The sequence below is a fragment of the Pseudomonas sp. R28(2017) genome (assembly GCF_002112505.1).
In the GTDB taxonomy this organism is placed as follows: domain Bacteria; phylum Pseudomonadota; class Gammaproteobacteria; order Pseudomonadales; family Pseudomonadaceae; genus Aquipseudomonas.
In genome coordinates, this window is sequence record NZ_NEHW01000015.1 from 49,454 (window position 1) to 68,926 (window position 19,473).

The following is a 19,473-nucleotide window of genomic DNA, read 5'->3' on the forward strand; positions in this document are numbered from 1 at the left end:
ATGTCCAACAGCCTACCTGCAACACCGGCGCTGCGCCCTGCCAGCCAGGTCATGGACCTGGCCCGGCTGGGCAGCCACTTCCAGAGCCCGCTGAGCTTCGTGCGCAGCAGCATGCGGCGGATGATGAACCAGCGCTGGCAGATCCAGCGCAGCCGCTTCGACCTCGATGCGCAAGGCTTTGGCACTGCCATCTACCGCATCGACACGCCCCATGGGCATTACCACTGCGTGCTGTTCTCGGCCTACCTGCCACCGGAAAAACGCAGTGACCGGGTGATCGCCGACCAGTGGGACGTCACTTTCGTGCTGGTCGCCGGCGACGTCGACGCAACGCAACTGGCCGACCTGCAGCGCAATGTGCCGCTGCAGGAGGCTGGGCGCTTCGATGCCCGCGTGCTGGTGCTGTCCCGGGCCAACCGCAGCCTGCGCAACTTCGACCGCTTCCTGGCGGCGCTGGCCGAAGGGCAACAGCCAGACCCGCGCCAACTGGCCGAGGTCGGTTACCTCTACCGCACCACGGCGGTGTACGGCAACGGCAAGTTCGGCATCGCCGACTTCGGCTGCCTGCAGGACAACCCGGACTTCAACCAGCCGTTCAGCGCGCAGATGTTCACCGTCTACCTGCTGCGCCACTTCAGCATCGAGCAGATCGAACACATGGCCCGCGCCCTCGCCCCACAACGGGCCGTGCCGCTGGCCCCGGCGCTGCAACGTTACCTGGGGGTCGGCAACGCGACCGGGCTGGGCATGGCGCCCTTCCTGATCAACCACCCGCAGCTGGTGGAACGCTGGATCCACATGCGCGAAACCGCGCTGGGCCAGGCCCTGGCGCAACCGGCCGAGCCCGCCCGGCTGTTACGCCTGCACGCGCTGCTGGCGCGGGCCGGCCTGCACCTGCGCCAGACCCAGACCGAAGACCTGCGCCAACAGCAACAGAACCGGCAAACCCTGGCCGAACTCGCTGTGCTGGCCGACTGGCTCGCTGGCCAGCCCGCTGCCGATGACCTCTGGGCACGGCTGCTGGCCTGGAGCGAAGCCCACGCCGGGCCAGGCTTGCAGGAACTGCTGGTGAGCCTGCTGCTGGAGCTGTACCCCGAGCTCACCACGCCGCTGGCCGAGCAGATGGGGGCCAGCGAAGGCTGGCCGCTGAACGCGCAGATGCCGCTCAGGCAGCTGCGCGAACTCATCGAACAGCAGTATGGCTGGGCCTTGGCCTACGACTTCGGCAACGTCGAGGCCGAGCACTTCTTCTGGTACCGCTCGGCCGAGAAAGAGGAGCCGCGCCTGGGCATGCGCGCCGAGGAGCCGGGCGCAGAAAAGGAAATGCAACTGGGCATCGCCCGCAACATCCAGCGCTGCCACCGTGCCGTGCGCGAGCACCTGCAGGCACACCCTCAGGCCCTGACCGCGCACCTGCTGATTGCCGCGCCTGCGCTCAAAGGCACGGTGCGCCGCCTGCAAGGCATGGCGCACAGCACCTATGGGGAAATCCGCGCCAACCTGCTGGACCGCGACATGCTGCCGATCCACCTGCTGCGCTGCAAACTGGCGTTCTTCGGCGCGGGCAAGTTCGACCCCAAGTCGAGCCGCTGGGTGCGCATCACCTTGTTCCAGGGCGCGCCCCTGGTGAGCGACATTGGCCAGCCATTCGAAGACGACTGGAACTTCGCGGTCATGCCGCAGGGGGCACTGTGACCATGCGCGTATCGCTCAATGAAATCCAGGTGATGTGCCGCAAGGCGTTCGAAGGCATGGGCTTTGCCCCGGGCGACTGCGAGGACGCGGCCGAACTGGTGGGCTGGCTGCACCTGCAAGGGCTGGACGGCATCGGCGCGCTGGCCCAGGCGCTGGACTTTCTGCAAGGTGAAGCCACTCAGCCATTCACCCTGACCGACGACGACAGCACCTCGCTGGTGATCGACGCCCACGGCCAGAGCGTGCTGCGCTGCGCCGCGACGGCAGTGGAACTGGCCCTGGACAAGGCACTGCACCGTGGCCAGGCGCAGTTGCGGATCCATCACTGCCACAACCGCCTGTTGCTGCTGGGCTACCTGAGCAAGGCCGCTGAACGCGGGCTGCACGTGCAGGCCCGCTGGGAGGACGCCCGCCAGCGCCACCTGGCCGACTTCACCGCAGGCGAGCGCTGCCCTGTGCTGCGCAGTGAGGCCCAGCCCGGCGCCGTCGAGGCATTCGAGCAAGGCATCACGGTGCTGTTCACCCGGCCGGCCTACGCCCTGCCGGCAGCGGGCGCCATGCCGCGCACAGCGAACCAGGGCTTCACGGTCGACGCAGGCACCTGGCAGCGGCTCAAGCAGTTGTCCGAGCAGATCCTCGTCGAAAGCACCGAAGCCTCCCGCCGCCATGGCGCAGGCGGCGGCAGCGATGCCGACTGACCCTCGCCTACCACCAGGAACCCTCGCCATGAAACAGGCAATCAAGACCGAGCTTTACGCCTCCAAGGCGCCGCTGGAGTGGGCCGTGGTCGGCAACGGCACGCTTTACACCGCGCAGATCCCCATCGATGCCCAGGGCCAGGTGGTCGCCGGCGGCATCGAAGCGCAAACCCGCCAGACCCTGGACAACCTGCGCCACACCCTGGAGGCCGCCGGCAGTTCGCTGGATACCGTGACCCAGGTGCTGATCTACGTCACCGACCGCAGCTACCTGGCCGTCGTCAACAGCGTGTATGCCGAGTATTTCCAGGCACCGTACCCTAACCGCGCTGCGGTCGTGGTGGCGGGGTTGGCCCGGGAAGAAATGCTGGTGGAACTGGTGGTGTACGCCTGCCTTTAGGTGGGCGTGACCAGTTTGCTGGCAATGATGATCTCGCCGCTCAACACCTTGTGAATGGGGCAGGCGTTGGCGACCTCCAGCAAACGCGTGCGTTGCTCGTCGCTCAGCGCCCCGCGCAGGTGGATTTCGCGTGCGATCTGCAGCCTCGGCTCACGCCCCAGCTGCTCCTGCTCGATGGAGATGTCCACGTCGATGGCGTCCAGCGGCATCTCCTTGCGCTGGGCGTACATGGCGACGGTGATGGAGGTACATGCCCCAAGGGACGAGAGCAGCAGCTCGTGGGGCGACGGTCCGACATCACCGCCACCTGCCTGTTCAGCGACGTCGCTGGCCCACTGGTGCTGGCCATTGGTGATGCTCACCTGGTAGGCCACGCCTGCGAAGGAGGCGCGGATTGCTCGCTCTGCCATGGAAACTCCTGATGTGTGATTGTCCTGATGCCGCAATGATAGAAGCACAGGGCAATTGGCAGTAGATGACGGATTTGCACCTTGGCGTTCTGTCTGGTGAACGCGGGCCCTCCTTCACCCTGCACCAGGTTTTCACCCGCTAATGGTTGGGCCGGGGTTGGTTAAAGCAACTCGTCCGAATAGCTGAAAGATTTTGCAGAGCGCCGCAACCTTCGCCAGTCACACGTAAACACAGAACTTCCTGTGTTTGACTTGAGGTAAGCGATCATGGCTAACAATCAAGACAAGGATAGAAATCAAGGCGGCAGCAACCAGGCCAATCCGGGTGATGCTGGCGGCAAAGGCAGCCAGGGCGGCATGGCCGATACCCAGAAAGGCGGCCAGCAGTCCGGGCAAAAACCTGAAGACAAGATGAACAAGGACTGGGAGAAGTCCAGGGATACCGGGCACCAGGGCGGCCAGGCTGGCGGCAAGCAGAACCCTGCAGACAGCGGGCGCATGGGCGGGCAATCCTCCCACGGCGGCACCCAGCAGAAAGACAAGGATCGTTGATAAATGACGGCTTGCACCGGGGCGGCAACGCCCGCTCTGGTGCATCACGTCTGCGCGTTACACCACCCCGCATGCCCACCCGAAGCATTTTCTTCGTCACCCGCGCCCAGCGAACCATTGCGGCAGGCACAGGCATAGTCGGCCTCGGCGCGGGTGGCGAAATTCAAGGTCACCCTGAGCTTGTCGAGCGTGTCATAGAGGTCGTAGCCCTTGCCCAATGCATTGGGGAAGCCTGCGCGCCTGGGCAGGTAGTCTTTTTCCGGGGGTAGAGCGGGAACTACAACGAAGCGCGTCTGCATGACCATCCCTCTTCTTGGCAGCTATTTAGTATTAGTCGCAATATGTAAAAGCATCAAGGTGGCTCATGATTGAATTTCGCCCCACTTTGGCGCCCCCTGCGCCCCAAAACCAACCACCCCGCCTCGCCCTGCACCCGCCACACGCGCTGCCCTGATCGGCCACAACCCCGTCTGCAACGGCCGCCGAACGGGAATCTGACCACTTGGCCATGTTTTTGCTTTGCAAGCTGCTCACGATCATCCACTTCGAGCAGCCCATGTCCGAATCCCCTACGCCCCTGCGCCTCGAGCTGCGCGCCATCACCAAGCGCTACCCGGGCACACTGGCCAACGACCGCGTCGACCTGCGCATCGCCCCCGGTGAGATCCATGCGCTGCTTGGCGAGAACGGCGCGGGCAAGAGCACCCTGATGAAGATCATCTACGGCGTCACCCGGCCGGATGCCGGCCAGCTGCTGTGGCAAGGCCGCCCGGTGCAGGTGGCGGATCCGGCCCAGGCCCGCGGCTTGGGGATCGGCATGGTGTTCCAGCACTTTTCCCTGTTCGAGACCCTGACCGTGGCGCAGAACATCGCCCTGGCGCTGGGCCGCGAGGCGGGCTCACCCCAGCAGCTGGCGCCGCGCATTCGCGACGTGTCGCAGCGCTATGGCATGGCGCTGGAGCCGGAACGCCTGGTACACAGCCTGTCAATTGGCGAGCGCCAGCGGGTGGAGATCGTGCGCTGCCTGATGCAGGACATCAAACTGCTGATCCTTGATGAACCCACCTCGGTGCTGACGCCCCAGGAAGTCGAGCAACTGTTCGTCACCCTGCGCACGTTGGCGGATGAGGGCTGCAGCATCCTGTTCATCAGCCACAAGCTCAATGAGGTGCGCGCCCTCTGCCACAGCGCCACCGTGCTGCGCGCCGGCCGGGTTGCCGGCGCCTGCGTGCCGGCCGAATGCAGCGACCTGCAGCTGGCGCGGCTGATGGTTGGCGATGCCGAGGGGCTCGAGGCCCGCTACCCGAAGCGCGCAGGCGGCTTGCCGCGGCTGCGCGTGGACGACTTGAGCTGGCGCAACCAGGACCCGTTCGGCACCTCCTTCGAGCACCTGCGCCTGGAAGTGCGCAGCGGCGAAATCGTCGGCATCGCCGGGGTCGCCGGCAACGGCCAGGACGAGTTGCTGGCGCTGCTCAGTGGCGAGACACGCCTGCCCCCCAGCGAGCGTGAGCGCATCAGCCTCGACAACCAGCCCATGGCCAACCTGCATCCGGATGCCCGTCGCGCCCTGGGCCTGGCGTTCGTCCCGGCAGAGCGCCTGGGCCATGGCGCCGTGCCGGACCTGAGCCTGGCCGACAACGCCCTGCTCACCGCCTTCCAGCAAGGCCTGGTCGAGCGCGGCCTGATCCGCTCGGGCAAGGTGCTGGCGCTGGCCGAACAGATCATCCAGCGCTTCGCGGTCAAGGCCCCGGGCGCGCAGGCCACGGCGCGCAGCCTGTCGGGCGGCAACCTGCAGAAGTTCATCCTTGGCCGGGAAATCCTGCAGAACCCCAAGCTGCTGATTGCCGCCCACCCGACCTGGGGCGTCGATGTCGGGGCTGGCGCGGCGATCCACCGCGCACTGATCGCCCTGCGCGATGCCGGCGCGGCGATCCTGGTGATTTCCGAAGACCTCGATGAGCTGTTGCAGATCAGCGACCGCATCGGCGCCCTGTGCAGCGGGCGCCTGTCACCGCTCAAGGCCACCGCCGACACCCACAGCGTGGAGGTCGGCAGCTGGATGGCCGGCCAGTTCGACACCGCGCACGCCGCCATCTGACGAGAGCCCGCCATGTTGCTATCCCTCGAACCCCGTACCCAGCAGTCACGCGCCATGCGGGTGCTGTCGCCACTGCTTGCCGGCCTGCTGACCCTGGTCAGCGGCGCGATCCTGTTCAGCGCCCTGGGGCATGACCCGTTTGTGACCTTGCACACCTTGCTGATCGAACCGGTCAGCGACCTCTACGGCGTCAGCGAACTGCTGCTCAAGGCGCTGCCGATCCTGCTTTGCGCCCTGGGCCTGGCAGTGGCCTACCAGGCGCGCATCTGGAACATCGGCGCCGAAGGCCAGCTGCTGATCGGTGCACTGGCCGGCAGCGCCCTGGCCATCCACCTCATCGACTGGCAGAGCCGCTGGGCACTGCTCTGGGTGCTGCTGGCCGGCAGCCTTGCCGGCGCCTTGTGGGGGGCGCTGGCGGCGTGGCTGCGCACGCACTTCAATGCCAACGAAATCCTCACCACCATCATGCTCAACTACATCGCCCTGAACCTGCTGCTGTACTGCGTGCACGGCCCGCTCAAGGACCCAGAGGGCTTCAGCTTCCCGCAATCGGCGATGTTCGGCGATGCCAGCCGCCTGCCGGCCCTGTTCGAGGATGGCCGCCTGCATGTCGGCCTGTACTTCGTGCTGCTGGCACTGGTGGCGGTGTGGGTGCTGCTGCACAAGAGCTTCCTGGGTTTCCAGATCAAGGTGCTCGGCCTCGACCAGCGCGCCGCCGGCTTCGTCGGCTTTCGCGAAAAGCGCCTGGTGTGGCTGGCGTTGCTGATCAGCGGCGGCCTGGCGGGCCTGGCCGGGGTCAGCGAAGTCAGCGGGCCGATCGGCCAGCTGGTGCCGCAGGTATCGCCGGGCTACGGCTATGCGGCGATCACCGTGGCCTTTCTCGGCCGGCTCAACCCGCTGGGCATTCTGGTTGCCGGCCTGCTCATGGCGCTGCTCTACCTGGGCGGCGAGAACGCGCAGATGAGCCTCAATCTGCCGCAGGCACTGACCGGGCTGTTCCAGGGAATGATGCTGTTCTACCTGCTCGCCTGCGACGTGCTGATCCTCTACCGGCCGCGGCTCACGCTGAACTGGCGGCGCCGCACGCCGGTGGCCGAAGCGGCCAGTGCCTGACCTCCCCTGCCCCTGACATGTGCCTGGCGCCATGGGCGCGCAGGCTGAGGCTTCGACGATGGATATCGATCTGCTTGGCAACATCCTCTACGCCATGGTGCGCTGCGGTACCCCGCTGCTGCTGGTGGCCCTGGGCGAACTGGTGTGCGAGAAGAGCGGCGTGCTCAACCTCGGCCAGGAAGGCATGATGCTGTTCGGCGCGGTGGTGGGCTTCATCACCGCCTTCGCCACCGGCAGCCTGTGGCTCGGCGTGCTGATGGCCTGCCTGGCCGGCATGCTGCTGGCCGCGCTGTTCGCCGTGGTTGCCCTGGGCTGCCAGGCCAACCAGGTGGCGACCGGCCTGGCCCTGACCATCTTCGGCGTCGGCCTGTCGGCGTTCGTCGGCAGCGCCTGGGTCGGCAAGCCGCTGAGCGGTTTCGAAGCCCTGCCGGTTCCGCTGCTGGCCGAGCTGCCGATCATCGGCCACATGCTGTTCAACCAGGACCTGCTGGTCTACCTGTCCTTCGCCCTGTTCCTGCTGGTCGCCTGGGTGCTGCTGAAAAGCCGCACCGGCCTGATCCTCCAAGCCGTTGGCGAAAACCCCGACGCCGCCAGCGCCATGGGCCTGCCGGTGCTGCGCGTGCGCACGCTGGCGGTGCTGTTCGGTGGCGCCATGGCCGGCCTGGCCGGTGCCTACCTGTCGCTGGCCTACACGCCGATGTGGGCAGAGAACATGACCGCCGGCCGCGGCTGGATCGCCCTGGCGCTGGTGGTGTTCGCCAGCTGGCGGGTGCTGCGGGTGCTGCTCGGCGCCTACCTGTTCGGCCTGGCCAGCATCCTGCACCTGGTGGCCCAGGGCATTGGCGTGAGCTTCCCGGCCAACCTGCTGGCGATGTTGCCGTACGTGGCGACCATCCTGGTGCTGGTGGTGCTCTCGCGCAACGCGTTCAAGACCCGGCTGTACGCCCCGGTTTCGCTGGGCCAGCCCTGGAAAGCGGGGCGCTGATGAGGCCCCGGCAAACAACAAAACGACACAAGCCCCACAGGAGTGAACCCTCGATGCATCTGAAAAAAAGCACCCGGCTGTTGCGTACCCTGGCCGCCGCTATCGGCCTCGGCACGGCGCTCTGCGCCGTCAGCGCCGCCGCCGACCCGCTGAAAGTCGGCTTCGTCTACATCGGCCCGATCGGCGACCACGGCTGGACCTACCAGCACGAGCAGGGCCGCCAGGCGCTGATCAAGCAGTTCGGCGACAAGGTCCAGACCAGCTTCGTCGAGAACGTACCGGAAGGCGCCGACGCCGAGCGGGTCATCCGCAACATGGCCAAGGGTGGCTACGACCTGGTGTTCGCCACCTCGTTCGGCTACATGAACCCTACCGCCAAGGTCGCCAAGCAATTCCCCAAGGTCACCTTCGAACACGCCACCGGCTACAAACAGGACAAGAACCTCGGCACCTACCTGGCAACCTCCTATGAAGGCCGCTACGTTGGCGGCTACCTCGCCGCGAAGATGACCAAGAGCAAGAAAGTCGGCTACGTCGCGTCCTTCCCCATCCCGGAGGTGCTGCGTGACATCAACGCCATCCAGCTGGCGCTGGACAAGTACAACCCCGGCACCGAGATCAAGGTGGTGTGGGTCAACTCGTGGTTCGACCCGGGCAAGGAAGCGGACGCCGCCAATGCGCTGATCGACCAGGGCGTCGACGTGCTGTTCCAGCACACCGACAGCCCGGCGCCGATCCAGACCGCCGAACGCCGCGGCATCTACGCGGTGGGCTACGCCTCGGACATGGCCCATTTCGGGCCCAAGGCGGTGCTCACGTCCATCGTCAACAACTGGGGCCCGCATTACATCAAGAGCGCCCAGGCGGTCATGGACGGTCAGTGGAAGCCCCAGGACTACTGGGGCGGCCTGGCCGACGGCACCGTCCAGCTGCCGATCAGCGACCTGGTACCGGCCGACGTGAAAAGCGGCGCCGAGCAGATCATCGCGAGCATCAAGGACGGCTCGTTCCACCCGTTCACCGGGCCGATCCTCGACCAGGCTGGGGAGGTGAAGATTGCTGAAGGCGCGGTGGCCAGCAATGCCGAACTGGCGGGGATGAACTACTACGTCAAAGGCATCACCGCACAGCTGCCCAAGTAAACAGGCAGTACAGCAACCTGAGACCTGCACTGTACCTGTGGGAGCGGGCTTGCCCGCGAAGCAAGCGCTGAGGTGCCTGGCACCGGCTTCGCCGGTGTTCGCGGGCAAGCCCGCTCCCACAAGGGTTCGCGCCAGCTTTCAGAAAGTGAGCACGACAGTTGCTACCGCAAGGCCTCCACATACAGAGACCTTGCCAACAGCCCGTAATCCGGAGCCCTGATGAATACACTGCCCATCATCGACATCACCCCGCTGTACCAGCACGACCCCGCTGCCCGCCAGGCCGTGGCCCGGCAGATCGACGCCGCCTGCCGGCAATGGGGCTTCTACTACATCAAGGGGCACCCGATTCCGGCCGCGCGCATCGCTGCACTGAAAGCTGCCGCCGAAGACTTCTTCGCCCGCCCGGCCGAGGAAAAGCTGCGTATCGACATCACCCGCAGCGCCCACCACCGCGGCTATGGCGCCATCGCCACCGAGCAGCTCGACCCGAACCGGCCAAGCGACCTGAAGGAAACCTTCGACATGGGTTTCCACATGAGCGCCGAGCACCCCGACGTACTCGCCGGCAAACCGCTGCGCGGCCCCAATCGCCACCCGGCCATCGCCGGCTGGGAAGCGTTGCTGCAACAGCATTATCAGGACATGCACGCGCTGTCCCTGACCCTGCTGCGGGCCATGGCCGAGGCACTGGGCATCGAGCCGGACTTTTTCGACCAGCGTTTCGCCGAGCCGATCAGCGTGTTGCGCATGATCCACTACCCACCCCGCCAGGCCGCCAGCAGCGCCGACCAGCAAGGCGCCGGCGCGCACACCGACTACGGCTGCATCACCCTGCTGTATCAGGACAACGCCGGCGGCCTGCAAGTGCGCAGCCGCGACGGCCAGTGGATCGACGCGCCGCCCATCGAAGGCACCTATGTGGTCAACATCGGCGACATGATGGCGCGCTGGAGCAACGACCGTTACACCTCCACGCCACACCGGGTGATCAGCCCGCTGGGGGTGGACCGCTACTCGATGCCGTTCTTCGCCGAACCGCACCCAGACACCGAGATCAGCTGCCTGCCCAACTGCTCCGGCAGCGACAACCCGGCCAAGTACCCGCCGGTGTCGTGCAGCGCCTACATGCTGTCGCGCTTTGCCGAGACCTATGCCTATCGCCGTGAAGCGGTGTGAACCCAGCGCTTACATCTCGACCTGGGTCCCCAGTTCGATCACCCGGTTCAGCGGCAACTGAAAGTACTTGAGGTTGCTGTTGGCGTTCTTCAGCAGGAAGGCGAACAGGTGCTCGCGCCAGCGGGCCATGCCCTTCTGCTTGCCGGCGATCACCGTCTCGCGGCTGAGGAAGTAGGTGGTGCGCATCGGCCCGAACGCAAGATCGGTATTGGGGTAACGGCTCAGGGCCAGCGGCACGTTGGGCTCTTCCATGAAGCCGAAGTGCAGGCTCACACGGTAAAACCCGGCGCCGAAGGCCTCGACCTCGAAACGCTTGCCGGCACTGACCCGTGGCTCGTCCTCGAACACCACGGTGAGCAGCACCACCTGCTCATGCAGCACCTGGTTGTGCAGCAGGTTGTGCAGCAAGGCGTGGGGCACCGCCTCGGGGCGGGCGGAGAGGAACACGGCCGTGCCGCTGACGCGGTGCGGCGGCTGCGCCTGCAGGCTGGCGATGAACAGCTCCAGCGGCAGCGAATGCTCGTCCAGCCGCTCGACGATGATCTTGCGCCCGCGCTTCCAGGTGGTCATCAGCACGAACAGCGCCACGCCGGCGATGACCGGGAAGGCACCGCCCTGGAAAATCTTCGGGGCGTTGGCGGCAAAGTACAGGCTGTCGACCAGCAGCAAGGCCAGCAACATCGGCACCGCCAGCCAGCGTGGCGCCTTCCACAGCAGCAGCACCACCGCCGAGGCCAGCAGCGTGGTGATCAGCATGGTGCCGGTCACCGCCACGCCATAGGCCGCCGCCAGTGCCCCGGACGACTCGAAGCCGACCACCAGCAGCACCACGCCGACCATCAGCGCCCAGTTGACCATGCCCACATAGATCTGCCCCTGCTCCTCGCTGGAGGTGTGCTGGATGAACATGCGCGGCACATAGCCCAGCTGGATGGCCTGGCGGGTCATGGAAAACGCCCCGGAAATCACCGCCTGGGAGGCGATGATGGTGGCCAGCGTGGCCAGCCCGACCATCGGCAGCAGGGCCCAGTCGGGCGCCAGCAGGTAGAAGGGGTTGCGCACCGCCTCCGGGTTGCCGAGGATCAGCGCCCCTTGGCCGAAGTAGTTAAGCACCAGCCCCGGCAGCACCAGCAGGAACCAGGCCCGGGCAATCGGCTTGCGGCCGAAGTGGCCCATGTCGGCGTACAGCGCTTCGGCACCGGTCAGCGCCAGCACCACGGCGCCGAGAATGGCCACGCCCATGCCCGGATGCAGGATGAAGAACCTCACCGCCCACACCGGGCTGAGCGCCTGCAGCACCTCCGGGCGCTGGACGATGCCGTGCACGCCCAGCGCGCCGAGCACCACGAACCACAACACCATGATCGGCCCGAACAGAATGCCGATGCGCGCGGTGCCGTGTTTCTGGATCAGGAACAGTGCCACCAGCACCACCACCGCCAGCGGCACGATCCAATGCTCGATGCCGTCGAACGCCAGTTGCAAGCCCTCCACGGCCGACAACACCGAGATGGCCGGGGTGATCATGCTGTCGCCATAGAACAGCGCGGCGCCGAACAGGCCGAGCAGCACCAGCCCCCTGCCCAGCCGCTTGCAGGGTGCCGCCGCGCGGTGCGCCAGTGCCGTCAGGGCCATGATGCCGCCTTCGCCCTGGTTGTCGGCGCGCAGGATGAACAGCACATACTTGAGCGACACCACCCACAGCAGTGACCAGAACACCAACGACAGCACGCCGAGCACACCGGCGCTGTTGGCCTGCACGCCGTAGTGCCCGGCGAACACTTCCTTGAGGGTGTACAACGGGCTGGTGCCGATGTCGCCATAGACCACGCCAACAGCGGCGACGAGCATGCCGACGGCGGAAGATTTGCTGGGTTGGGGTGGGTTTGCTGCGACGGCGGACTGGCTCACGAAAGGCTTCTCTGGACTGGCGGTTGGAAATGCATGCCATCCCTGAGCATCGCGCGGTCAGTATCCCTGCAGGCCGTCGGGGCTGTCGTAAAAAGAGCGTAAAAAATCAGGGGGATGTGTTGGGGGCGGTTGGGTTTCAGGGGTGTTCGCCTTGAGAGGTTCAGCGGCCATGAGATCGAGCGCCGCCCGCGCGGCGCATCGCGAGCTGCGCTCGCTCCTACGTTTGTTTCGGGCCAATTATTCCTGCGGGATATGCGCGCGAACGCCTTGGCGCCTGACTCGATATCGAGTCGTACAAACCAGGCGGTCGCGCGCGCCTGTCACAGGCGTTACTGGCCAGAAACAAACGTAGGAGCGAGCGCAGCTCGCGATGCGCCGCGCGGGCGGCGCTCGATCTCACAGGCGCTGCAAATCTCCCGACAGGCACTTGGGAGCCTTCACGCAATCCCACGACAACCTGTATGGTTGTCGCTACCGAGCAAACCCCGGAGACCCCCATGTTTCGCGCCTTTGAACGCTGGCTCGACCCTTTCCCGCCGGACGAGGTACCGCCACCCCCGGTCGGCCTGCTGCGTTTTCTGTGGGCCTGCACCCGCGGTGCCCGCGGCTACATCCTGGCGCTGGCGCTGTTCAGTGCCGGTGTGTCGATCTACGAAGCCTGGCTGTTTTCCTTCCTCGGCCAGGTGGTGGACCTGCTCTCCCACTGGCAGGCCGGCGGTGGCGTGAGCGCAGAAGAAAGCCGTGTGCTGTGGGGCGTCGGCCTGCTGCTGATCGCCAGCATCGTGCTGGTGGCCTTGCGCACGCTGATGCAGCACCAGGTGCTGGCGATCAACCTGCCACTGCGCCTGCGCTGGGACTTCCACCGGCTGATGCTGCGCCAGAGCCTGTCGTTCTTCTCCGACGAGTTTTCCGGCCGGGTCACCACCAAGGTGATGCAGACCGCGCTGGCCGTGCGTGAAGTGCTGTTCACGGTGATCGAGATCGTGCCGGGCATCGGTGTGTACTTCATCGCCATCATCGCCCTGGCCGGTGGTTTTGCCGCCAAGCTGATGCTGCCGTTCATTGCCTGGCTCGCGCTGTTCGGCCTGGCCATGCTGTATTTCGTGCCGCGCCTGGGCAAGGTCGGCCAGGAACAGGCCCATGCGCGCTCGTCGATGACCGGGCGCGTTTCCGACGCCTACACCAACATCACCACCGTGAAGCTGTTTTCCCACTCCAGGCGCGAGGCGCATTTCGCCCGGGCGGCGATGGAAGACTTCAAGCAGACCGGCTTTCGCCAGATGCGCCTGGTCAGCCAGTTCGAAATCGTCAACCAGGCACTGGTGGTCGGGCTGATTTTCGGCGCCGGCGGCTACGCCCTGTGGCTGTGGCACCAGGGCCAGGTCGGTACCGGCGCGGTGGCCGCGATCACGGCCATGGCCCTGCGCATCAACGGCATGTCGCACTGGATCATGTGGCAGATGACCTCGCTGTTCGAGAACATCGGCACCGTGCAGGACGGCATGGCCACCCTCACCCGCGGGCCCAAGGTGCAGGACGCGCCGGATGCCGGCGTGCTGGAAACCCGCGGTGGCGCGGTGACCTTCGACAATGTCAGCTTCAACTACAACGGCGAGCGCCAGGTGCTCGATGGCCTGAGCCTGAGCATCCATCCTGGCGAAAAGGTCGGCCTGGTGGGCCGCTCCGGTGCCGGCAAGTCGACGCTGATCAACCTGCTGCTGCGCTTCTATGACGTGGACCGCGGCGAGATCCGCATCGACGGGCAGAACATCGCCCGCGTCACCCAGGACAGCCTGCGCAGCGCCATCGGCATGGTCACCCAGGACACCTCGCTGCTGCACCGCTCGATCCGCGACAACATCGCCTACGGCCGCCCCGAGGCCAGCGAGGCGCAGATCCAGCGCGCCGCCGTCAACGCCCAGGCCGATGGCTTCATCCGCCAGCTCAGCGACCGTGACGGCCACAGCGGCTACGACACCCTGGTGGGCGAACGCGGCATCAAGCTTTCAGGCGGCCAGCGGCAACGCATCGCCATCGCCCGGGTGATGCTCAAGAACGCCCCGATCCTGCTGCTGGACGAAGCCACCAGTGCCCTGGACTCGGAAGTCGAGGTGGCCATCCAGGAGAGCCTCGACGAGATGATGCAGGGCAAGACGGTGATCGCCATCGCCCACCGGCTGTCCACCATCGCCGCCATGGACCGGCTGATCGTGATGGATGAGGGGCGCATCATCGAGCAAGGTACCCATAACGAACTGCTGGCGAAGAACGGCACCTATGCGCGGCTTTGGCAGCACCAGAGCGGTGGCTTCCTGGGTGAGGATCAGGGGGTGGCCGAGGCGCTGGAGTAGCCCGGTCTGCTTTCGCTGCTGAACGCATCCACGGCCTTCACCAGCCCTTGCGCCGCCAGCCGGACCAGTGCCTCGCCCTTCTCCGGCGAAGCCTGGCCCGGGTCGGAGCCCATCCGCCCGTCCGGGTGGCGCGCGCGAAAATCCAAGGCCTCGCGGATGGGGCCCCAGTTGGCGATCGGCGGTGCATAGTCGGCGCTCTTGATGCAATCCGGATAGGCCCACTGGGTCACGGCAATTTCCGAGGGCGTGGCATGGATGCCGTGCCCTGTCGGGAACTGTTCCTTGGCCAGCGCGTCGACGCCTTCCAGGTCCCACCAGTTGCACAGCTTCAAGGCAAACCCCGCCGGGCGACGGGCGAAACTGGCTTCGGCGTAGATCTCCGAGAATGCCGCCTCGATCGAGGCCACGTTGCCGCCATGGCCGTTGAGAAACAGGATCTTCTCGAAGCCATGCACCGCCAGCGAACGAATCCAGTCGGTGATCGCGGCCATGAAGGTCGATGGCCTGAGCGAGATCGTGCCGGGGAAGCCAAGGTGGTGCTGGGCCATGCCGATGTTGAAGGTCGGCGCGATGAGGATATCGGCGGTTTTCTGCGCCTCGAAGGCGATGATCTGCGGGCACATCCAGTCGGTGCCCAACAACCCCGTCGGCCCGTGCTGCTCGTTGGAGCCGATCGGGATGACGATGGTGCGGCTGCGCTGGAGGAATCGTTCGGTTTCAACCCAGGTCGATTGATGTAGAAGCATCGTGGTTCCCTCTCGGTAGGTGGCTGACCGGTAACACCAGGGCAGTGATAGCACCCACCGGCCCCGGCCAACAGGATACGAAGGTATCGATGCTGCCCCGCAGTGGCCGCGGCTAATAACAGCTAACAGCAGATAACGGGCAGTCCACCGCCCGGCGCCGCACGCTGGAGGCCAGAGCACGGATCACGAGAATTACCCATGCCGAGTGTCGAAAAACTCCTGTACAGCGCACGCACCCATACCCGCGGTGGCCGCGACGGTGTCGGCTGCAGCGATGACGGGCGGCTGCAACTTAAACTGTCACCGCCCGGCGTGCCGGCCAACGGCAGCAACCCCGAGCAACTGTTCGCCGTCAGCTGGTCCGCCTCGTTCCTCAGCGCCCTGCGCCACGCCTGCAACGCCCGCAAGCTCGCCTTCCCGGAAGCCGCCGCCGTCGACGCCCAGGTCGAGCTGCTGCACGCCGAGCAGGGGTTCTTCCTGCGCGCGCACTTCACCGTGACGCTGCCGGACATCTCGCCGGAGGTTGCCGAAGTGCTGGTGCAGGCCGCCCAGCACAACTGCCCCTACTCCAAGGCTACCCGCGGCAACATTGCCGTGACGCTCAGCGTAGCCTGAGCCCGGCACCGACACCTTGATGCAATGGCGCGCCTGGCAGGCAACCGTTACAAGAGTGCGCTTCAAGGTGCAAGACGCATGAGGTGGGGCAGATGGAGCACGTGGATCACGTCCTGATCGTCGACGACGATCGCGAGATCAGGGAGCTGGTGGGCAACTACCTGCGCAAGAATGGCCTGCGCGCCACCGTCATGGCCGACGGCAGGCAGATGCGCAGTTTCCTCGAGTCCAACCGTGTCGACCTGATCGTGCTGGACATCATGATGCCCGGCGACGACGGCCTGCTGCTGTGCCGCGAGCTGCGCGCCGGCAAGCACAAGACCACGCCGGTGCTGATGCTCACCGCACGCAATGAAGAGGCCGACCGCATCGTCGGCCTGGAGATGGGCGCGGACGATTACCTGGTCAAGCCGTTTGCCGCCCGTGAATTGCTGGCGCGGATCAATGCGGTGCTGCGCCGCACGCGCATGCTGCCGCCCAACCTGGTCGTCAGCGAGGCCGGGCGGTTGCTGGCGTTTGGCAGCTGGCGGCTGGACACCACCGCCCGCCACCTGCTCGACAGCGAAGACACCGTCGTCGCCTTGAGCGGTGCGGAATACCGCCTGCTGCGGGTGTTCGTCGACCACCCGCAGCGGGTGCTCAGCCGCGACCAGTTGCTCAACCTGACCCAGGGCCGTGACGCCGACCTGTTCGACCGCTCGATCGACCTGCTGGTCAGCCGTTTGCGCCAACGCCTGGGCGATGACGCCCGCGACCCCGCCTACGTGAAGACCGTGCGCAGCGAAGGCTATGTGTTCGCCTACGCCGTACAGATCCTCGGGGAACCCGCATGAAACCTGCACGCTGGCCACGCACCCTGGCCTCCCGGCTGTCGCTGATCTTCCTGGTCAGCCTGGTGATCGCCCACGGCCTGTCCTTCGGCCTGCAGTTCTACGAACGCTACCAGAGCGCCAAGACCCTGATGCTGGGCAACCTGGAACAGGACCTGAGCACCACGGTGGCGGTACTCGAACGCCTGCCCGCCGAGGAGCGCAAGGCCTGGCTGCCGCGCTTCGTGCACCCCAACTACCGCTACCAGCTGGATGAAGGGCTGCCCGGCACGCCGCTGGACATGGCCGCGCCGCCCGAGTTCGTGCGCTCCATGGAAGCGACCCTGGGCCGCGAGTACAGTTTGCACTACACCCAGCTGGCGGACCTGCGCCCGCACTACCAGGCGCACTTTCGCCTGCACGACGGCAGCCCGCTGACCATCGATGTGCGCCCTTCCATCTCGCCGCTTTCGCCGTGGCTGCCGCTGGTGCTGGTCGGCCAGCTGTTGCTGCTGCTGGGGTGTACCTGGCTGGCGGTGCGCACGGCGATACGCCCATTGACGCACCTGTCCAGGGCTGTCGACACCCTGGACCCCAACGGCGGTGGCACGCGCCTGGATGAGTCCGGCCCGGTGGAGGTGGCCTACGCTGCCGTGGCCTTCAACACCCTGCAGGCACGCATCGCCGCCCATGTGAAAGAGCGCATGCAACTGCTGGCGGCCATCTCCCACGACCTGCAAACGCCGATCACCCGCATGAAGCTGCGTGCCGAACTGATGGAAGACTCGCTGGAAAAGGACAAGCTGTGGAACGACCTGAGCGAGATGCAGCACCTGGTCCAGGAAGGCGTGGCGTATGCCCGCAGCATGGACAGCGCGACCGAAGTCAGCCGGCGCATCGATGTGCAGGCGTTTCTGCAAAGCCTGGTATTCGACTACCTGGATACCGGCAAGCCGGTGCGCCTGGAGATGGCCGGCGACGCCGTCCTCGAAACCCGCCCCCATGCCCTGCGCCGGTTGCTGGTGAACCTGGTGGACAACGCCCTGAAATATGCCGAGGACGTCGAGATCGCGGTGTTCAGGCCAAGCCGCGGGCAGCTGGCCATTCACGTTCTCGACCGTGGCCCGGGGATCCCTGACGACCTGCTGGCCGAAGTGCTCAAGCCTTTCTATCGCCTGGAGAGCTCGCGCAACCGCGACACTGGTGGCACCGGGCTGGGCCTGGCGATTTCCCAGCAGCTGGCGCTGTCGCTGCAGGGCGCGCTGGTGTTGCACAACCGCGAGGGCGGCGGGCTGTGTGCGCAACTGACACTCCCCGCGCCGGTCACCGAGCCGGTCGGCAACTGATGGCCGCCTTCAGCGTGCAGCCAGGAACGCGCTGGGCGACTCGCCCATCACCCGGCGAAACAGGTTGCTGAACGCACTGGCGCTGGCGTACCCCAACGCCCGGGCCACGGCCCCGATCGCTTCGCCGTTGTCGAGCCGGTCCAGGGCACTGGCCAGGCGCACCTGCTGCACCCACTGGCGGAAGGTCATGCCGGTCTGCCTGAGGAACAGCCGGATCAGCGTGCGCGGGCTGGCACCCACCGTGTCCGCCCAGTATTCGAGGGTGCGGGCATGCCCGGGGGCCTCGACGATGGCGTTGCAGATCAGCAGCAGGCGCCGGTCGGTCGGCCAGGGAATCTGCAGCGGCAAGGTCCGCGCAGCCGCCAGTTCGTCGAGGATCAACGCCACCACATGGGCATTGCGCCCCGCCAGTTCGTACTCGATGGGCTGGCCGGCCAGCACCAGGATCAGCTCGCGCAACAGCGTGGATACCTCCAGCACCCGGCAGCGCTCACCGAAGCGTGCGGCAAGGTCGGCCTGGATGTAGATCGAGCGCATGCTCACCGCGCCCAGCATCAGCTGGTCATGCACAACGCCCGCCGGGATCCACAGCGCGCGCCTGGGGGGCAGGAACCACAGGCCGTCGTCCGTCGCCACCCGCATGACACCGTGGGTGGCGTACAACAGTTGGCCGTGACGGTGGGTGTGTGGCGTGTTGTAGGCCCCGGCCGGCTGGTTGCGCACCAGCGCCGTCATCGGCAAGGCGACATCCTGGTAGTCGCGGTAGTCCTCGCTGCGCCCATCCAGTGCTTCGGCCTGGCCGGGCGTGCGTGCATCCGTGTTCATTGCTCACTCCTGCAGGTTGTCACTTGGCCGATACATTCTGGCATTTATCGTCAGCGATGCCTCGCTACGATGCCGTTGGCTCGGCCCGTTGAGCACGCTAACAGAAGCTAACAGCGCATAACTGGCACTCGCCGCCAATGCCGCTCAGGCTGGACGCTCGCCACCGTGTGCGCTGGCAAGTCGATAGATGACGTAGAAGGAATCCGCTGATGACTGACGATTATCGCGAACACTGTCTGTACCGGGCTGATCGGGCCAGCAATGAGGAGCTGGCCGCGCTGCTGGCCGATACCCTCGACGGTCGCCCGGGTGCGCTGGAGCAGTTGTCCCGCCAGGTCATGCCGTTGCTGCTGGCGTTCTACGAGGGGCAGGTCCAGGCCGGCTGGCTGGCGCAGCAAGCGCTTGATGAGCTGGTACAGCAGGCCTGGCGGGCGGTCTGCCAGCGCTGCACAGGCTACGACCCGCAGTCGCCGTTTCGCGCCTGGCTGATCGACATGGCCCGCCATACCCTGGTCGAACACCGTCGCAAGCCGCTGGCGTTCAGCGTCACGGCAGTGCCGGGCAAACGCCGCACGGCAGCACGGGTACACTGAACGGC

19 protein-coding genes are annotated in these 19,473 nt (G+C 66.2%); 14 read left to right on the forward strand and 5 right to left on the reverse strand.

What is annotated here, in order from left to right:
* Genes CAF78_RS23030 through CAF78_RS23040 form a run of 3 tightly spaced genes read left to right on the forward strand, consistent with a single transcriptional unit; the run spans position 1 to position 2,793 of the window.
* Positions 1–1,695, forward strand: a complete 1,695-nt coding sequence (locus tag CAF78_RS23030) for a hypothetical protein (RefSeq protein ID WP_085677390.1) — start codon at positions 1–3, stop codon at positions 1,693–1,695.
* 2 nt (positions 1,696–1,697) lie between these two features.
* On the forward strand, positions 1,698–2,393 hold the full coding sequence (locus CAF78_RS23035) for a DUF3726 domain-containing protein (protein ID WP_085677391.1): 696 nt from the start codon (positions 1,698–1,700) through the stop codon (positions 2,391–2,393).
* A 28-nt stretch (positions 2,394–2,421) separates the two neighbouring features.
* Entirely contained in the window at positions 2,422–2,793 is a 372-nt protein-coding gene (locus CAF78_RS23040) for a RidA family protein (protein WP_085677392.1), read from the forward strand.
* Here CAF78_RS23040 and CAF78_RS23045 read toward each other — a convergent pair.
* Positions 2,790–3,203 carry an OsmC family protein gene (locus tag CAF78_RS23045; protein WP_085677393.1) on the reverse strand — a complete coding sequence of 138 codons (414 nt, stop codon included), beginning with the start codon at positions 3,201–3,203 and terminating at the stop codon, positions 2,790–2,792. The two genes, CAF78_RS23040 and CAF78_RS23045, sit on opposite strands and share 4 nt — an antisense overlap.
* Before the next feature lie 267 nt (positions 3,204–3,470).
* On the opposite strand from CAF78_RS23045, the gene CAF78_RS23050 reads away from it, so the two are divergent.
* Complete coding sequence (locus CAF78_RS23050) at positions 3,471–3,755, forward strand: hypothetical protein (protein ID WP_085677394.1); 285 nt, start codon at positions 3,471–3,473, stop codon at positions 3,753–3,755.
* Positions 3,756–3,799: 44 nt separating this feature from the next.
* On the opposite strand, the gene CAF78_RS23055 is transcribed toward CAF78_RS23050, so the two are convergent.
* Positions 3,800–4,060 (reverse strand): hypothetical protein, encoded by a 261-nt coding sequence (locus CAF78_RS23055; protein ID WP_085677395.1) that lies wholly within the window; start codon positions 4,058–4,060, stop codon positions 3,800–3,802.
* Positions 4,061–4,311: 251 nt separating this feature from the next.
* Here CAF78_RS23055 and CAF78_RS23060 point away from each other — a divergent pair, with 251 nt between their 5' ends.
* The 5 genes from CAF78_RS23060 to CAF78_RS23080 all read left to right on the forward strand — a co-directional run bounded on the left by CAF78_RS23060 (position 4,312) and on the right by CAF78_RS23080 (position 10,272).
* Positions 4,312–5,853 (forward strand): ABC transporter ATP-binding protein, encoded by a 1,542-nt coding sequence (locus CAF78_RS23060; RefSeq protein WP_085677425.1) that lies wholly within the window; start codon positions 4,312–4,314, stop codon positions 5,851–5,853.
* 12 nt (positions 5,854–5,865) lie between these two features.
* Complete coding sequence (locus tag CAF78_RS23065; RefSeq protein ID WP_085677396.1) at positions 5,866–6,966, forward strand: ABC transporter permease; 1,101 nt, start codon at positions 5,866–5,868, stop codon at positions 6,964–6,966.
* A gap of 58 nt (positions 6,967–7,024) precedes the next feature.
* Positions 7,025–7,951, forward strand: a complete 927-nt coding sequence (locus CAF78_RS23070; RefSeq protein ID WP_085677426.1) for an ABC transporter permease — start codon at positions 7,025–7,027, stop codon at positions 7,949–7,951.
* A gap of 53 nt (positions 7,952–8,004) precedes the next feature.
* Entirely contained in the window at positions 8,005–9,093 is a 1,089-nt protein-coding gene (locus CAF78_RS23075; protein WP_085677397.1) for a BMP family ABC transporter substrate-binding protein, read from the forward strand.
* Positions 9,094–9,312: 219 nt separating this feature from the next.
* Entirely contained in the window at positions 9,313–10,272 is a 960-nt protein-coding gene (locus tag CAF78_RS23080; protein ID WP_085677398.1) for an isopenicillin N synthase family oxygenase, read from the forward strand.
* 9 nt (positions 10,273–10,281) lie between these two features.
* Here CAF78_RS23080 and CAF78_RS23085 read toward each other — a convergent pair whose 3' ends face one another.
* The gene (locus tag CAF78_RS23085; protein WP_143515098.1) at positions 10,282–12,123 is read right to left on the reverse strand and encodes a potassium transporter Kup; all 1,842 of its coding nucleotides are present in this window, start codon (positions 12,121–12,123) and stop codon (positions 10,282–10,284) included.
* Positions 12,124–12,680: 557 nt separating this feature from the next.
* Here CAF78_RS23085 and CAF78_RS23090 point away from each other — a divergent pair.
* Complete coding sequence (locus tag CAF78_RS23090; RefSeq protein WP_085677400.1) at positions 12,681–14,534, forward strand: ABC transporter ATP-binding protein; 1,854 nt, start codon at positions 12,681–12,683, stop codon at positions 14,532–14,534.
* Here the strand turns inward: CAF78_RS23090 and CAF78_RS23095 are convergent.
* Positions 14,507–15,280 (reverse strand): creatininase family protein, encoded by a 774-nt coding sequence (locus tag CAF78_RS23095; RefSeq protein ID WP_085677401.1) that lies wholly within the window; start codon positions 15,278–15,280, stop codon positions 14,507–14,509. The genes CAF78_RS23090 and CAF78_RS23095 overlap by 28 nt on opposite strands.
* Before the next feature lie 198 nt (positions 15,281–15,478).
* Between CAF78_RS23095 and CAF78_RS23100 the strand changes: the two genes are divergently transcribed.
* The 3 genes from CAF78_RS23100 to CAF78_RS23110 all read left to right on the forward strand — a co-directional run bounded on the left by CAF78_RS23100 (position 15,479) and on the right by CAF78_RS23110 (position 18,050).
* Positions 15,479–15,895, forward strand: coding sequence for an Ohr family peroxiredoxin (locus tag CAF78_RS23100; protein ID WP_085677402.1), 417 nt, complete (start codon positions 15,479–15,481; stop codon positions 15,893–15,895).
* Between the two features lie 92 nt (positions 15,896–15,987).
* Positions 15,988–16,728, forward strand: coding sequence for a response regulator (locus tag CAF78_RS23105; protein ID WP_085677403.1), 741 nt, complete (start codon positions 15,988–15,990; stop codon positions 16,726–16,728).
* Positions 16,725–18,050 carry a HAMP domain-containing sensor histidine kinase gene (locus tag CAF78_RS23110; RefSeq protein ID WP_085677404.1) on the forward strand — a complete coding sequence of 442 codons (1,326 nt, stop codon included), beginning with the start codon at positions 16,725–16,727 and terminating at the stop codon, positions 18,048–18,050. The genes CAF78_RS23105 and CAF78_RS23110 overlap by 4 nt, the downstream gene beginning before the upstream one ends.
* Before the next feature lie 9 nt (positions 18,051–18,059).
* Here CAF78_RS23110 and CAF78_RS23115 read toward each other — a convergent pair whose 3' ends face one another.
* Complete coding sequence (locus CAF78_RS23115) at positions 18,060–18,875, reverse strand: helix-turn-helix domain-containing protein (protein WP_085677405.1); 816 nt, start codon at positions 18,873–18,875, stop codon at positions 18,060–18,062.
* A 209-nt stretch (positions 18,876–19,084) separates the two neighbouring features.
* Here CAF78_RS23115 and CAF78_RS23120 point away from each other — a divergent pair, with 209 nt between their 5' ends.
* Entirely contained in the window at positions 19,085–19,468 is a 384-nt protein-coding gene (locus CAF78_RS23120) for a sigma factor (protein ID WP_085677406.1), read from the forward strand.
* Positions 19,469–19,473: the final 5 nt, after the last annotated feature.

Bases quoted from the DNA above. Each gene is read 5' to 3' on its own strand.
- CAF78_RS23045 (WP_085677393.1), bottom strand. From the start codon at position 3,203: ATGGCAGAGCGAGCAATCCGCGCCTCCTTCGCAGGCGTGGCCTACCAG.
- CAF78_RS23060 (WP_085677425.1), top strand. From the start codon at position 4,312: ATGTCCGAATCCCCTACGCCCCTGCGCCTCGAGCTGCGCGCCATCACC.
- CAF78_RS23110 (WP_085677404.1), top strand. From the start codon at position 16,725: ATGAAACCTGCACGCTGGCCACGCACCCTGGCCTCCCGGCTGTCGCTG.
- CAF78_RS23035 (WP_085677391.1), top strand. From the start codon at position 1,698: ATGCGCGTATCGCTCAATGAAATCCAGGTGATGTGCCGCAAGGCGTTC.
- CAF78_RS23080 (WP_085677398.1), top strand. From the start codon at position 9,313: ATGAATACACTGCCCATCATCGACATCACCCCGCTGTACCAGCACGAC.
- CAF78_RS23100 (WP_085677402.1), top strand. From the start codon at position 15,479: ATGCCGAGTGTCGAAAAACTCCTGTACAGCGCACGCACCCATACCCGC.
- CAF78_RS23055 (WP_085677395.1), bottom strand. From the start codon at position 4,060: ATGGTCATGCAGACGCGCTTCGTTGTAGTTCCCGCTCTACCCCCGGAA.
- CAF78_RS23105 (WP_085677403.1), top strand. From the start codon at position 15,988: ATGGAGCACGTGGATCACGTCCTGATCGTCGACGACGATCGCGAGATC.
- CAF78_RS23030 (WP_085677390.1), top strand. From the start codon at position 1: ATGTCCAACAGCCTACCTGCAACACCGGCGCTGCGCCCTGCCAGCCAG.
- CAF78_RS23090 (WP_085677400.1), top strand. From the start codon at position 12,681: ATGTTTCGCGCCTTTGAACGCTGGCTCGACCCTTTCCCGCCGGACGAG.
- CAF78_RS23115 (WP_085677405.1), bottom strand. From the start codon at position 18,875: ATGAACACGGATGCACGCACGCCCGGCCAGGCCGAAGCACTGGATGGG.
- CAF78_RS23065 (WP_085677396.1), top strand. From the start codon at position 5,866: ATGTTGCTATCCCTCGAACCCCGTACCCAGCAGTCACGCGCCATGCGG.
- CAF78_RS23040 (WP_085677392.1), top strand. From the start codon at position 2,422: ATGAAACAGGCAATCAAGACCGAGCTTTACGCCTCCAAGGCGCCGCTG.
- CAF78_RS23075 (WP_085677397.1), top strand. From the start codon at position 8,005: ATGCATCTGAAAAAAAGCACCCGGCTGTTGCGTACCCTGGCCGCCGCT.
- CAF78_RS23050 (WP_085677394.1), top strand. From the start codon at position 3,471: ATGGCTAACAATCAAGACAAGGATAGAAATCAAGGCGGCAGCAACCAG.
- CAF78_RS23085 (WP_143515098.1), bottom strand. From the start codon at position 12,123: ATGCTCGTCGCCGCTGTTGGCGTGGTCTATGGCGACATCGGCACCAGC.
- CAF78_RS23070 (WP_085677426.1), top strand. From the start codon at position 7,025: ATGGATATCGATCTGCTTGGCAACATCCTCTACGCCATGGTGCGCTGC.
- CAF78_RS23095 (WP_085677401.1), bottom strand. From the start codon at position 15,280: ATGCTTCTACATCAATCGACCTGGGTTGAAACCGAACGATTCCTCCAG.
- CAF78_RS23120 (WP_085677406.1), top strand. From the start codon at position 19,085: ATGACTGACGATTATCGCGAACACTGTCTGTACCGGGCTGATCGGGCC.